Here is a 13,014-nt window from a genome sequence, read left to right as displayed (position 1 = left end):
CGGCGTGTCGTTGCCCCTCGAACACGCGTTCGCCTATAGTCGGGGCACGTGATGACGGGAGTGCCCGTCCACAGGGCGCCGTCCCTCCACAGTGAAGGGGTGCCGGGCTCGCGCGAGTCGTTCGTGTCGTACCCGACCCGTAGCGTCCGCGAGAGAGCAGACCACACAGACCATCCGGCACGACACCGGTGGTCGAGCACGAACGGAGAACATCATGGCCCCCAAGAACACCGCCAAGTCCGGAACCCGGACCGGCGTCGCCCCGAATCGGGAGCAGGCACTGGAGCTGGCGCTCGCCCAGATCGACAAGGCCTACGGCAAGGGGTCGGTCATGAGGCTCGGGGATGACACCCGCCCGCCGGTCCAGGTGATCCCCACCGGCGCCCTGTCGCTCGACGTCGCACTCGGAGTCGGCGGGTTCCCCCGCGGGCGCGTCGTGGAGGTCTACGGTCCGGAGTCGTCGGGTAAGACCACCGTCGCACTGCACGCCGTGGCCAATGCGCAGGCCGCCGGTGGTATCGCCGCGTTCATCGACGCGGAGCACGCACTGGATCCCGAGTACGCCCGCAAGCTCGGTGTGGACACGGACAACCTCATCGTCTCCCAGCCGGACACCGGCGAACAGGCGCTCGAGATCGCGGACATGCTGGTCAGGTCCGGATCCATCGACATCCTGGTCGTCGACTCCGTCGCGGCGTTGGTGCCGCGGGCGGAGATCGAGGGCGAAATGGGCGACAGCCACGTGGGACTCCAGGCCCGCCTGATGAGCCAGGCGCTCCGGAAGATGACCGGTGCGCTGCACAACACCAACACCACCGCCATCTTCATCAACCAGCTGCGCGAGAAGATCGGGGTGATGTTCGGCTCGCCCGAGACCACCACCGGCGGTAAGGCGCTCAAGTTCTACGCCTCGGTCCGCCTGGACGTGCGCAGGATCGAGACCCTGAAGGACGGCGCGGATGCGGTGGGTAACCGCACCAAGGTCAAGGTGGTCAAGAACAAGATCGCCCCGCCGTTCAAGATCGCGGAGTTCGACATCCTCTACGGGGAAGGCATCAGCCGCGAGGGATCGCTGATCGACATGGGCGTGGAGAACGGGTTCGTCAAGAAGTCGGGTTCCTGGTTCACCTACGGTGCCGACCAACTGGGGCAGGGCAAAGAGAATGCCCGCCGGTATCTGAAGGAGAACCCCTCGGTTCGCGATGAGATCGAGCGGAAGATTCTCGACAAGCTCAACATCGGGGCCGGTGCGGAGCTCGCGGAGATCGAGGCGGAGGCAGATGAGGACGCACCCATCGACGTGGTGCCTGTCGAGTTCTGATGAGTGTCCGGGAGCCTGATTCCGACGAGCGGGTGCGGCGGATCACATCGGAGCAGCTACGCGCGGCGATCGCCGCGGTGGAGGCCAGGTCGTCAGGGAGCTCGGATCTGCCACCGTTGGCGCCCGAGGCCCACGACGCCGCGACTGCGGCCCTCCGACTCCTGCGCCACCGTCCCCGTAGCGAACACGAACTCCGCGAGAGGCTTCTGGGTAAGGACCACGCGCCGGCCGCCGTGGACGAAGCGCTGGCCAGGGTCCGGGTCTGGGGCCTGGTGGACGACGCCGAATTCGCATCGGAATGGGTCAGAGGCCGCCGACGCCGACGCGGACGGTCGCGCGGCGCCCTCGAGCGGGAGCTCCGCGAGAAGGGTGTCGCCGAGGCCCACATCGCCAGGGCGGTCTCCCACATCGACGAGTGCGACGAGCATGACCACGCCGCCGAGCTGGTGCGGGCGCGGCTCGCGCGCCGGCCGACCGGGTCCCGTCGCGCCGCCGACCTCCAGGGGGAGCGGCGCAGGTTGGTGGCGTTCCTCGGACGGCGGGGTTATCCGACGGGGTTGGCGATGACGGTGGTCGATGCCGAATTGGCGGCCCAGGTGTCGCCCTGAGTACCCTGGCCTGCGTGGATACTCTCGTGACCGACCAGCAGACGACCGCCGGAGACGCCGGTGTCGAGCGTGTCGAGCGTGTGGAGGGGCGCACCTATCAGGTGCGGACCTTCGGATGCCAGATGAACGTCCACGACTCGGAGCGGCTCTCGGGTGTACTCGACGAAGCGGGATACGTCCCGTTCGAGGGCGAGGCGGATCCCGTACGGGGCGCACTGCCGGACCTCGTCGTGTTCAACACCTGCGCCGTCCGTGAGAACGCCGATAACCGCCTCTACGGCACGCTCGGCCATCTGCGACCGTGGAAGGACGCCAACCCGCGGATGCAGATCGCAGTCGGGGGCTGCCTCGCGCAGAAGGACAAGGACGTCGTGGTCTCGCGGGCACCGTGGGTCGACGTCGTCTTCGGCACCCACAACCTCGGTCACCTCCCCACCCTGCTCCAGCGTTCGCGCCACAACGAACGAGCCGAGGTGGAGATAGCCGACTCGCTCCAGCACTTCCCGTCAGCCCTCCCCGCGACTCGCGAGTCCGCCTACGCCGGCTGGGTCTCCGTGTCGGTCGGCTGCAACAACACCTGCACCTTCTGCATCGTCCCGTCCCTCCGCGGCAAGGAGGTGGACCGGCGTCCCGGAGAGGTACTCGCAGAGATGCGGGCGCTGGCGGACGAGGGTGTCCTCGAGGTCACCCTGCTGGGTCAGAACGTCAACGCTTACGGGCGCTCGTTCCACGACCCTGCCGAGCCGTCCGACAGGGGAGCCTTCGCGAAGTTGCTGCGCGCTGCCGGTCGGGTCGAGGGAATCGAACGGATCCGGTTCACCTCGCCCCATCCGGCGGAGTTCACCGACGACATCATCGAGGCGATGGCCGACACCCCCGCCGTGTGCCCACAGCTGCACATGCCCCTGCAATCGGGCTCGGATCGTGTGCTCCGGGCGATGCGGCGGTCGTACAGGTCGGAGCGCTTCCTCGGCATCCTGGACAGGGTGCGTGCCGCGATGCCGCACGCGGCCATCACCACGGACATCATCGTCGGTTTTCCCGGCGAGACCGAAGAGGACTTCCAGGCCACTCTCGACGTCGTCGAGAAAGCACGCTTCACCAGCGCTTTCACGTTCCAGTACTCACCGCGACCGGGGACGCCGGCGGCGACGATGGACGAGCAGATCCCCAAGTCCGTGGTGCAGGAGCGCTACGACAGACTGATCCGGCTCCAGGAGCGGATCACCCTCGAGGAGAACGAGAAGCAGGTCGGTCGTGAGGTCGAGCTGCTCGTCACGGCGGACCAGGGGCGAAAGGACGCCGCGACCGCTCGGATGACCGGCCGGGCCCGCGACGGCCGCCTGGTGCACTTCGCCCCGGTGGGGGAGCACTCCGGGCGGATCCGTCCCGGCGACGTGGTCACCACCCGAGTCACCTCGGCGGCACCACACCACCTTCTCGCCGATGACGGAGTGCTGACCCTGCGGACGACCAGGGCGGGCGACAGGCACGAAGCCGGTGAGAAGCCGGAGACGCCACCGATCGGGGTGGGGCTCGGACTGCCCACCCTGCGGAGGGCCGCCGACACCCCCGACACCACCCCGAAGGGATGCCCCACGTGAACACCGCTGACCGCCCCGACCCGATCGAAGGGATTCTGGAGTCCGGCACCGTCAACTCGGAGCTCCGTCAGAAAGATCGGGTCCTGGGCCACACTCTCGTGATCGGCAAGGCCTATCTGGCGTCGGCTCTCCTGATCGTGCTGCTCGCGGCCGCACTGGTGTTGCCCCACAGTGACGGGGTGCGCGGTCTTGATGTGTTGTTCTTCACCGAAGCGGCCCGGGCCCAGGAGACGTCGCTGCCGTCCCACGTGTTCGTCCTCATCTATTCGGCCGGTGCCATCCTGTTCGGCGCGGTCATGATCATCACCCAGAAGTGGTGGGCGGCGGGGATCGCGTGGGGCGCGAGTTGTGTCGCCGCCGTCTACGGGATGCTCGCGATCTGGCTGCGCCAGTCCGGGCGAGGACCCGACCCGGATTTCCGGGACTTCGGGGCCCCCGGGATCGGGATGTACGTCAGCGTCATCCTGGTGCTGCTGCTGGTGATGACACTGGCGGGCGTGCTGTGGGCGCGGACGCCGGAGCAACGAGAGCTCGAGGACTCGCTGCGCCACCGCGAGTGAACCGGAGCCCCACCGTTCAGGGGGTCCTGCTCACGTCTCCCGCCTCAGAGGCGGGGCTCAACTGACGATCGTCGTGCTCAGCGGGTGTCGACAGCGTTCTCGGCGGCCTCTGCCCACTCCCTCCACTGCGTGGCCTGCGCGCGGGCCTTCTCCGCATCCTTCGACCTGCCCGCGGCTTCGGCCTTCGCCGCCTGCTCTTCGAAATCGTCCACGCGCACCCAGAACTGGGCGGCGCGGGCCTTGGCCTCGGGGTCGGTCCGTCGCCACTCCGCATCCGCCGCATCGGACACGGACCTCTCCAGCGCCCGGATCCTTCCCTCGAGCTCTCCCATCCGCTCCCGCGGGACCTTGCCGATCTCCTCCCAGCGGGTCTGGAGTTCCCGCAGGGCCGTGCGCGCGGCGGTGAGGTCCTTCTGGGGATCGATCCGGCCCGCGTAGTCGGCGAGCAGCGCCTCTTTCGCATCCGCGTTGCCGGCGAACTCGGCGTCCCTCTCGGCGGCCGCGGCATGGCGGGCGTCGAAGAACGTGTCCTGGGCCGCCTTGAACCGCTTCCACAGCGCGTCATCGGCCTCGCGGGGTGCGCGGCCCGCGGCCTTCCACTCGTCCATGAGCCGCCTGAACGCGGTCGCCGTGTCATTCCAGTCGGTCGAGCCCGAGATCGCCTCGGCGCGCTCGACCAGCTCTTCCTTGACCCGCTTCACCGATGCCCGATTGCGGTCCAGTTCCGCGAAGTGCGAACCCCGGCGACGGTTGAACGCCTCGCGCGCCTTGGAGAAGCGCTTCCACAGGGCGTCGTCGGTCTTGCGATCGATACCTCGGATGGTCTTCCACTCGTCGAGGATCTCCCGCAGGCGATCGCCGGCGGCCTTCCACTGGGTGGAGGACTCCCCGATCTCCTCGGCCTCGACGGCCAGCGCCTCCTTGCGTGCGATCGCGGTCGCGCGCTCCTCCTCCTTACGGTGGCGCGCCTCGGCCTCGACGGCGCCGGACCGTTCGATCACTGTCACCAGCCGGGCCGCGAGGGTGTCGAGATCGCCCACCGCGGCCGCGGTCGGGAGCTGTTCGGCGAGCGTTTCGGCGGACGCGCGCGTCTTGCGCGCGTCCTGCGGGTGAGACTCGAGACGGGCCTCGAGGAGCATGACCTCGGCCACCAGATCGTCGTACCTGAGGCCGAAGTGTGCCAGGCCCTCTTCCGGAGCGCCGGCCTGCCAGGATCCCACCTGCCGCTCTCCGTCGGAGGTCTTGACGAACACCGCGCCGGAGGCGTCGACCCGTCCCCACTCGGACGGGTCCGACGCCCGGGCGATCCGCGTATCCGGGGTCGCCGACGCCCGCGGTCCAGCCTTCCGGGCGAGGGCGGCGGGCGAGGGCGCACCGGGGCGCGGGCCCGGCGTCGGCGCGGGGGTCGGTGCGGACGCTCCGGGGTTCGCCACACCGGGGCTGGTCGGTGACTGGTCGCTCATCTGGTCCTCATCTCGTCCCGCCGCGTGACACGGCACCATCGCCGGAAAATCCCACCGGTCGTCGCCTCACCGGCCCCGTGAGGGGTCGGTATCCCCCTAGTGTGTACCAAGCTCTGCCCGGGCGCCGGGGTATCTTCCGCGAGTCCGGCAGAGTCCTGAGGTCGGGCTCCGGTGGTGGTCAGTAAGGTTCTCGGTGTGAGCACCTCTGTCGTAGTGGTACCCGGAGCACCGGTCCTGGTGCCCGAGCTGTCAGGGGCAGCGGCAGGGGAGTCGGCCGCGCAGGTCGACGCGGTGGTGGCGATGCTCAGAGCCGCCGGGGCCGGCGTCGACAGCGCTCTGGTGCGGGGAACGGATACCGCGGGCCGGACGATCGGTGACGTGAGTTCGTCCCTGGTGCGATGGGGCGCGGAGGTGCCAGTCGGGCGGCCCGGGGCACCGCAGGCCGATCACGAGGAGGTCCCCGACGCCGCGCTGATCGCCTGGTGGCTGCTCGACCGGGCCGGGATCGACCTGCCCCGGTCCTTCGTCGGAGTCACCGCTGCCGGGCGGCTCCCACGGCTCCAGAGCGCGAACACCCTCGTCGTCGTCGTGGCCGACGGCCCCGCGTCGCTCTCCCCCCGCGCGCCCGTCCCCGAGGATCCGCGCGGCGTCGCCCTCGATGCCGACCTGACCGGGTGGTTACGGAACGGCGGTCCGCTCCCGGATCCCGGGGACGTGGTGGCGCAGGCGGTGGGGTGGTGGAGCAGGCCCGCGTGGCTCGAGCTCTCCGGGCTGGTGGGGCACCGGGCGGCCGTGGAGTCGATCTCGTGGGCCCCCTTCGGGGTGGGGTACCACAGTGCTCGATGGGCCTTGTCGTCCTCGGACTCCGCGGCGGCGGGGGACCAGGAGTGAGCGGCCCAGTACCGGTCGCCGTGGTGGGGCCGACCGGGACCGGGAAGTCCGAGCTCGCCCTCGATCTGGCGGAGCGGCTGGGCGGGGAGGTGATCAACTGCGACGCCATGCAGCAGTACCGGGGCATGGACATCGGCACCGCGAAGCTGCCGCTGTCCCTCCGGCGCGGGATCCCGCACCACAGGCTCGACGTGCTCGACGTGACGCAGACCGCGAGCGTCGCCGATTTCCGTCGCGAGGCCGAACGCGAGGTCGCCGAGATCCGGCGACGCGGGCGCGTACCGATCCTGTGCGGGGGGTCGATGATGTACATCCAGGCACTGGTCGACGACTGGGCCATCCCGGACACCGACCCGCAGGTCCGGGCCTCCTACGAACGGCGCCTCGAGGAGATCGGGGTACAGGCGTTGCACGCCGAGCTCGGCCGCGTGGACCCCGAGGCCGCGCGGTCCATCCTGCCGACTGATCCCCGCCGGACGGTGCGGGCACTGGAGGTGATCGAACTGACCGGGAAGCCGTTCTCCGCCTCCAGGCCGACGATCGGCGACCCCCGGTGGGGCACACGCCTGCTCGGCCTCCGCTGCGCGCTCGGAGAACTGGATGAACGGCTGGAGGCGCGTACCGTCCGGATGTTCGATGACGGGCTGGTCGCGGAGGTGCGAGGGCTCGTCGGACTCGGACTGCTCGAGGGCGTGACGGCCCGTCGGGCGATCGGGTATGCGCAGGTACTCGACGAGATGGACGACGACCTGGCGATCGACGAGGGGGGAGTGGCCCGCGCCCGCGAGCGGACGGTGATCGGCACCCGACGCTACGTCCGCAGGCAGCGGTCCTGGTTCGGGCGTGATCACCGCATCAGGTGGATCGACACCGACACCCGTCCGGTCGACGGGGCACCTGCCGGTGGTCGGACGCCCCTGGACGCCGCGCTCGAGATCCTGGACGGGGTGCAGCGGTGAGCTCACCGAACGCTGGTCGAGGACGTGTCCAGTCGGTGGACAGGGCGTTCGCCCTGCTCGACTCGCTGGCCCGCCGAGGCGGTCGCGCCACTCTCGGCGAACTGTGCGCTGATACCGGATTGGCCGCGGCGACCGTCCACCGACTCTGCGGGACCCTCGCCGAGACCGGTCATCTCCGTCGGGACACCCGCCGCGACTATCTGCTCGGCCCCCGGTTGCAGCGGATCGGTGAGGTGGCGGCACAGGCGACGCGGTCGTGGGCGACACCGGTCCTCGAGGCCGTCGTCGAGGGGACCGGCGAGACCGCCAACCTCGCCGTCCGCGACGGGGACGGCGTGGTGTACCTCGCCCAGGTACCGTCACCGCATTCGATGCGGATGTTCACCGAGGTGGGACGCCGGGTGCACGTGCACTGCACGGCGGTGGGCAAGGCGTTGGCCGCCCGAGACCACGACGACGAGGTCCGCGCGATGCTCGCGAGGACCGGTATGCCCGGGTACACGGACTCCACGATCGTCGAGCCGGACACCCTGATCGAGGAACTCGAGCGCATCCGGCGCGTGGGATTCGCCACGGACGAGTCGGAACAAGAAGAGGGGGTCCGCTGCGTCGCGATCACGGTCGGGGCGGGCGCCGCCGCGGTCGCCGTGTCCGCGTCGGGTCCCGAGGCGAGGTTCACCGAAGAGCGCCGCGACGCCGCGGTGGACATCCTGAGGGCCGCGGTGGCCCACCTGCACCCCTGATCGGCCGGACCGGCCGGTCGCGGGACCCGCTACCCGGGGGTGCGGGTGGCGGGTCCCGCGAGATGCCGGGTGGGAACCGGTCTACAGCCCGTTGGCCGCCTTGAACTCGCGACGGCGGCGGTGCAGGATCGGCTCGGTGTAGCCCGACGGTTGGCGGGTCCCCTCGAGGATGAGCTCGCGGGCCGCCTGCCAGGCGATCGAGGATTCGACGTCCGGCGCCATGTTCCGGTACGCCTCGTCACCGGCGTTCTGCCCGTCGACGATCTCGGCCATCCGTCGGAGCGAGTCCTCGACGTCGTCCGCCGTGATGATGTCGTGGCGGATCCAGTTGGCCAGCATCTGCGAGGAGATCCGCAGGGTGGCGCGGTCCTCCATGAGGTTGACGTCGTGGATGTCCGGCACCTTCGAGACACCGATTCCCTGCTCGACCCAGCGGACCACGTAGCCGAGGATGGTCTGACACGAGTTGTCGACCTCCTCCTTCTTCTCGGCGTCCGACCAGGTGGTGTCCGGTGCGAGCGGCACCGTGAGGATGTCGTCGACACTCGCGCGGGCGCCGCCGGCGAGCAGCTCCTCCTGGCGGGCCATCACGTTGACCCGGTGGTAGTGGGTGGCGTGCAGCGTGGCGCCTGTCGGGGAGGGCACCCACGCGGTGTTCGCGCCGGCGCGGGGCTGACCGATCTTCTCGGCGAGCATCTCCGCCATGAGGTCGGTCTTGGCCCACATGCCCTTCCCGATCTGCGCTCGGCCGCGGAGTCCGCACGCGAGACCTGTGTCGACGTTGAAGTCCTCGTAGGCGGTCATCCACCGGGCGGACTTCATCTCGCCCTTGCGGATCATCGGCCCGGCCTCCATGGAGGTGTGGATCTCGTCGCCCGTCCGGTCGAGGAATCCGGTGTTGATAAAGACGACGCGCTCCGTGGCCTCGGCGATGCAGGCCGCGAGATTGACCGAGGTGCGGCGCTCCTCGTCCATGATCCCCACCTTGAGGGTGTTCGCCGGCAGGCCGAGGAGTTGCTCGACCCGGCTGAACAGCTCGGTGGTGAACGCGACCTCGTCGGGTCCGTGTTGCTTGGGCTTGACGATGTAGATCGACCCGTGCCGGCTGTTCCCGCGCTCGTTGCCCTCGGCGATCCCGTGCATCCCCGCCAGGGAGGTGATGAGAGCGTCGAGTATCCCCTCCGGCAGCTCATTGCCGTCGGCGTCGAGAACCGCCGGGTTGGTCATCAGGTGACCGACGTTGCGCACGAAGAGCATGGAGCGGCCGTGGAGCCTGACCTCGCCCGCGCCGTCGGGAGCGGTGAAGACCCGGTCGTCGTTCAGGACACGGGTGAAGGTCTTGTCGCCCTTGGTGATCTCCTCGGACAGATCACCCTTCATGAGGCCCAGCCAATTGCGGTACCCCAGGGTCTTGTCCCGGGCGTCGACGGCGGCGACGGAGTCCTCGAAGTCCATGATGGTGGAGACGGCGGACTCCAGGACGACGTCCTTGACGCCCGCGGAGTCCGTGGAACCGATCGGGGAGTCCGGGTCGATCTGGATCTCGATGTGCAGCCCGTTGTTGCAGAGCAGGACGGACGACGGGGAGGCGGCCTGACCGAGGTACCCCACGAACTTCTCCGGGGCCTTCAGGCCGGTGGTCGATCCGTCGGCGACGGTCACCTGGAGACTGCCGTCGACGACGGCGTATCCGGTGGAGCCCACATGGCTGCCCGACGCCAGCGGAACGGCGTCGTCCAGGAACTCGCGGGCCCAGGCGATCACCTTGTCGCCGCGGACCTTGTTGTACCCCGTGCCCTGTTCCGCCCCGTCCGACTCCGGGATCGCGTCGGTGCCGTAGAGCGCGTCGTAGAGCGATCCCCACCGGGCGTTGCCGGCGTTGATCGCGAAGCGGGCGTTCATGACCGGGACGACGAGCTGGGGTCCGGCGACGGTCGCGATCTCCGCGTCGACGTTCTCCGTGGTGACGGAGACGGAATCCGGCTCGGGCACCAGGTAGCCGATGTCCCGCAGGAACTGCGTGTACGCGCGCTGGTCGATCGGGGCAGGGTTCTCGTGATGCCAGGCGTCGATCTTGGACTGCAACGCGTCGCGGGTCTCGAGCAGTTCACGGTTGCGGGGGGCCAGATCCGTGAAGATCTCGGAGGCACCCGCCCAGAACGCGTCGGGATCGACCCCGGTGCCGGGGATCGCCTCGGTGTTGACGAAGTCGTAGAGGACCTCGTCGACCTGAATACCGCCGACAGTGATGCGTTCGGACATCGATGCTCTCCTCACATAGGGACCGTTCCTGCAGACGACTCTAGTGCTCACGAGCCCTGTGATCATCCGACTTTTCCGCAGGGTGGAACGGGGTGCCGGGGTCGCTAGACTCGGATGCCATGACCTCCACGCCTGTGACCGCACCGTCCGAGGGACTGTCCTTCATCAAGGGTCACGGAACTCTCAACGACTTCGTGATCCTGCCCGACGACCGGGCGGAACTGGGGCTCGACGAGGACCTGGTGAGGGCGTTGTGCGACAGGCGGGGCGGACTCGGCGCGGACGGGGTACTCCGGATCGCCACGGCCGGTGCCCTGGTCGACCGGGGCGTCCTCCCCGCTCTGCCGGACGGCGTCGATGCCGTGGACTGGTTCATGGACTACCGGAATGCGGACGGTTCGATCGCGGAGATGTGCGGCAACGGCGTGAGGGTGTTCGCCCACGCCCTCGTCGCGACCGGCCGTGCCGGGGTCGGCCGGATCGCCGTCGGCACCCGGTCCGGTCCCCGTCCCGCCGACATCCTCCACCACGACCACACCCACGCCGTGGTCCGTGTGGACATGGGTGAACCCGTGCTCCTCGGGGTGTCCTCGGCGGAACTCGCCGGACGCGTGTACGCGGGCCTCGCCGTGGACATGGGCAACCCGCACCTCGCGTGCGTGGTCCCGGGTCTGGGGGCCGCGGGGTTACGCGACCTACCGGTGCACGAGGCGCCGGTCTACGACACCGCGTTCTTCGGCGAGGGGGTCAACGTGGAGTTCGCCACCCCGCTGGTGGACGGACGGGTGTCGATGCGCGTCCATGAGCGGGGATCGGGGGAGACGATGTCCTGCGGCACCGGCATCGTCGCCACCGCCGTCGCGGCTCTGGCCGACGCCGGAGAGGCCACGGGCGAGGTCCTGGTCTCCGTCCCCGGGGGCGAGGTCGGGGTGACCCTGACCGGTTCCGGTTCGACCCTCACCGGACCGTCCGAGCTCGTCGCGCACGGGTGGTACACAGGGTGACGCCCGGCTCCGTTCGCGGAGGCGTCGTGGACGCATCTGTGAGATGATGCTCGTGGATGACTATCGATGACGCCGCCCCTGACCGGGCCACACGAGACCATGACCCTTCGGTCGGAGACTTCCAGCTCGAGGAGCGCTCGTCGCTGCGCCGAGTCGTCGGCCTGTCGACCGAGCTCCAGGATGTCAACGACGCGGAGTACCGCAAGCTCCGTCTGGAGCGTGTCGTCCTGGTCGGGGTCTGGACCGAGGGCACGTCAGCGCAGGCGGAGGCCGCCATGGCCGAGCTGGCCCAGCTCGCCGAGACCGCGGGCTCGGAGGTCTGCGATGCGTTGATCCAGCGGCGCGACAAGCCGGACCCCGCCACCTACATCGGTTCCGGTAAGGCCAGGACCCTCAAGGACGTCATCGCCGCGACGGGCGCGGACACGGTGATCTGCGACGGTGAACTGACACCCGGCCAGCTCATCGCCCTCGAGAAGGTGGTCAACGTCAAGGTGATCGACCGCACCGCCTTGATCCTCGACATCTTCGCCCAGCACGCCACCAGTCGTGAGGGCAAGGCCCAGGTCTCGCTTGCGCAGATGGAGTACATGCTCCCGCGGCTGCGCGGCTGGGGCGAGGCGCTCTCCCGGCAGGCCGGCGGCAGGGCGGGGAGCAACGGTGGCGTCGGGCTCCGTGGCCCCGGTGAGACGAAGATCGAGACCGACCGCCGTCGGATCAGGGAGCGCACCGCCAGACTCCGCCGGGAGATCAAGGGCATGAAGCAGGCGCGCGACACCAAGCGTCATCGACGGCGCGCGACCCCGGTGCCGTCGATCGCCATCGCCGGGTACACCAACGCCGGCAAGTCGAGTCTGCTCAACCGACTGACGGGCGCGGGAGTGCTGGTCCAGAACGCACTGTTCGCGACCCTGGACCCGACGACCCGGCGCGCCGAGCTCCCCGATGGGCGAGTGGTGGTCTTCACCGACACCGTCGGATTCGTCCGGCACCTCCCGACGCAGCTCGTCGAGGCGTTCCGGTCGACGTTGGAAGAGGTCGTCGATTCCGAGCTCCTCCTGCACGTGGTGGACGGATCTGACACGTTCCCGTTGCGCCAGATCGACGCCGTCCGGACAGTCATCAACGACGTCGTGGAGGAGCAGCACGCCGAGAGGCCCCGCGAACTCGTGGTGATCAACAAGATCGATGTGGCCGACCCCGTCGTGCTGACGGAGCTGCACCACGCGCTACCGGACGCGGTGTTCGTGTCGGCGGCGACGGGTCAGGGTGTCGACGAACTCCTCGAGAGGATCATGGGGGTGGTCGCCTCGGGGGACACGCGGGTCACGCTCGAGATCCCCTTCACGAGGGGAGACGTGGTCTCCCGTGTCCACGCGGAGGGCGCTGTGGTCGCCGAGGATCACACGAAGGACGGAACCCGGATAGAGGTTCGACTCCCCGCCTCAGTGGCGGGAGAACTCGACGAGTATCGCGTCCCCGACCGGCGTGACGGGGTCGCCTGACCAGAGCGCCGTGAGGGTCCGATCTGCCCTGACGCACGTCGCGATCGTGGTTCCCGCCTCGGCCGGGTGAGGTCAGGCGACGCACCATCGGCAC

The 13,014-nt window shown here is 69.5% G+C and carries 11 protein-coding genes; 9 read left to right on the top strand and 2 right to left on the bottom strand.

What is annotated here, in order from left to right; genetic code table 11:
- Window positions 1–214: 214 nt before the first annotated feature.
- The 4 genes from recA to CT688_RS08800 are packed head-to-tail and all read left to right on the top strand — an operon-like array spanning window position 215 to window position 4,093.
- Window positions 215–1,321 (top strand): recombinase RecA, encoded by a 1,107-nt coding sequence (gene recA / locus CT688_RS08815; protein ID WP_017836921.1) that lies wholly within the window; start codon window positions 215–217, stop codon window positions 1,319–1,321.
- On the top strand, window positions 1,321–1,929 hold the full coding sequence (locus CT688_RS08810; protein WP_107756593.1) for a regulatory protein RecX: 609 nt from the start codon (window positions 1,321–1,323) through the stop codon (window positions 1,927–1,929). Before recA ends, CT688_RS08810 begins: the two co-directional genes overlap by 1 nt.
- A gap of 14 nt (window positions 1,930–1,943) precedes the next feature.
- Complete coding sequence (gene miaB, locus CT688_RS08805; RefSeq protein ID WP_370446293.1) at window positions 1,944–3,533, top strand: tRNA (N6-isopentenyl adenosine(37)-C2)-methylthiotransferase MiaB; 1,590 nt, start codon at window positions 1,944–1,946, stop codon at window positions 3,531–3,533.
- Window positions 3,521–4,093 (top strand): hypothetical protein, encoded by a 573-nt coding sequence (locus tag CT688_RS08800; protein WP_107756591.1) that lies wholly within the window; start codon window positions 3,521–3,523, stop codon window positions 4,091–4,093. Before miaB ends, CT688_RS08800 begins: the two co-directional genes overlap by 13 nt.
- A gap of 77 nt (window positions 4,094–4,170) precedes the next feature.
- Here the strand turns inward: CT688_RS08800 and CT688_RS08795 are convergent, their stop codons facing one another.
- Window positions 4,171–5,556 (bottom strand): DUF349 domain-containing protein, encoded by a 1,386-nt coding sequence (locus tag CT688_RS08795; RefSeq protein WP_107756590.1) that lies wholly within the window; start codon window positions 5,554–5,556, stop codon window positions 4,171–4,173.
- A 195-nt stretch (window positions 5,557–5,751) separates the two neighbouring features.
- Between CT688_RS08795 and CT688_RS08790 the strand changes: the two genes are divergently transcribed.
- Genes CT688_RS08790 through CT688_RS08780 form a run of 3 tightly spaced genes read left to right on the top strand, consistent with a single transcriptional unit; the run spans window position 5,752 to window position 8,149 of the window.
- Window positions 5,752–6,447: a hypothetical protein gene (locus CT688_RS08790; protein ID WP_231750265.1), complete on the top strand. Its 696-nt coding sequence runs from the start codon at window positions 5,752–5,754 to the stop codon at window positions 6,445–6,447.
- The gene (gene miaA / locus CT688_RS08785) at window positions 6,399–7,406 is read left to right on the top strand and encodes a tRNA (adenosine(37)-N6)-dimethylallyltransferase MiaA (RefSeq protein ID WP_107756588.1); all 1,008 of its coding nucleotides are present in this window, start codon (window positions 6,399–6,401) and stop codon (window positions 7,404–7,406) included. The genes CT688_RS08790 and miaA overlap by 49 nt, the downstream gene beginning before the upstream one ends.
- Before the next feature lie 35 nt (window positions 7,407–7,441).
- Window positions 7,442–8,149, top strand: a complete 708-nt coding sequence (locus CT688_RS08780) for an IclR family transcriptional regulator (protein WP_231750263.1) — start codon at window positions 7,442–7,444, stop codon at window positions 8,147–8,149.
- Window positions 8,150–8,230: 81 nt separating this feature from the next.
- On the opposite strand, the gene CT688_RS08775 is transcribed toward CT688_RS08780, so the two are convergent.
- A complete protein-coding gene (locus CT688_RS08775; protein ID WP_107756586.1) occupies window positions 8,231–10,411 on the bottom strand; it encodes a malate synthase G in 2,181 nt (726 codons plus the stop codon).
- Window positions 10,412–10,530: 119 nt separating this feature from the next.
- On the opposite strand from CT688_RS08775, the gene dapF reads away from it, so the two are divergent.
- Window positions 10,531–11,415, top strand: a complete 885-nt coding sequence (gene dapF, locus CT688_RS08770) for a diaminopimelate epimerase (protein ID WP_197431395.1) — start codon at window positions 10,531–10,533, stop codon at window positions 11,413–11,415.
- A gap of 56 nt (window positions 11,416–11,471) precedes the next feature.
- Window positions 11,472–12,920: a GTPase HflX gene (gene hflX / locus CT688_RS08765; RefSeq protein ID WP_107756585.1), complete on the top strand. Its 1,449-nt coding sequence runs from the start codon at window positions 11,472–11,474 to the stop codon at window positions 12,918–12,920.
- Window positions 12,921–13,014: the final 94 nt, after the last annotated feature.

Origin of the sequence: Dietzia sp. JS16-p6b, from assembly GCF_003052165.1 — a bacterium.
In the GTDB taxonomy this organism is placed as follows: Bacteria; Actinomycetota; Actinomycetes; order Mycobacteriales; family Mycobacteriaceae; genus Dietzia.
The sequence above is the reverse complement of the archived record's forward strand: the minus strand, read 5'-3'. Positions and strand labels throughout refer to the sequence as shown.

What these genes read in the sequence shown, in the direction of transcription:
- recA (WP_017836921.1), top strand. Translation starts at nt 215, where the DNA reads ATGGCCCCCAAGAACACCGCCAAGTCCGGAACCCGGACCGGCGTCGCC.
- CT688_RS08810 (WP_107756593.1), top strand. Translation starts at nt 1,321, where the DNA reads ATGAGTGTCCGGGAGCCTGATTCCGACGAGCGGGTGCGGCGGATCACA.
- CT688_RS08800 (WP_107756591.1), top strand. Translation starts at nt 3,521, where the DNA reads ATGCCCCACGTGAACACCGCTGACCGCCCCGACCCGATCGAAGGGATT.
- CT688_RS08795 (WP_107756590.1), bottom strand. Translation starts at nt 5,556, where the DNA reads ATGAGCGACCAGTCACCGACCAGCCCCGGTGTGGCGAACCCCGGAGCG.
- miaA (WP_107756588.1), top strand. Translation starts at nt 6,399, where the DNA reads ATGGGCCTTGTCGTCCTCGGACTCCGCGGCGGCGGGGGACCAGGAGTG.
- CT688_RS08775 (WP_107756586.1), bottom strand. Translation starts at nt 10,411, where the DNA reads ATGTCCGAACGCATCACTGTCGGCGGTATTCAGGTCGACGAGGTCCTC.
- dapF (WP_197431395.1), top strand. Translation starts at nt 10,531, where the DNA reads ATGACCTCCACGCCTGTGACCGCACCGTCCGAGGGACTGTCCTTCATC.
- hflX (WP_107756585.1), top strand. Translation starts at nt 11,472, where the DNA reads ATGACTATCGATGACGCCGCCCCTGACCGGGCCACACGAGACCATGAC.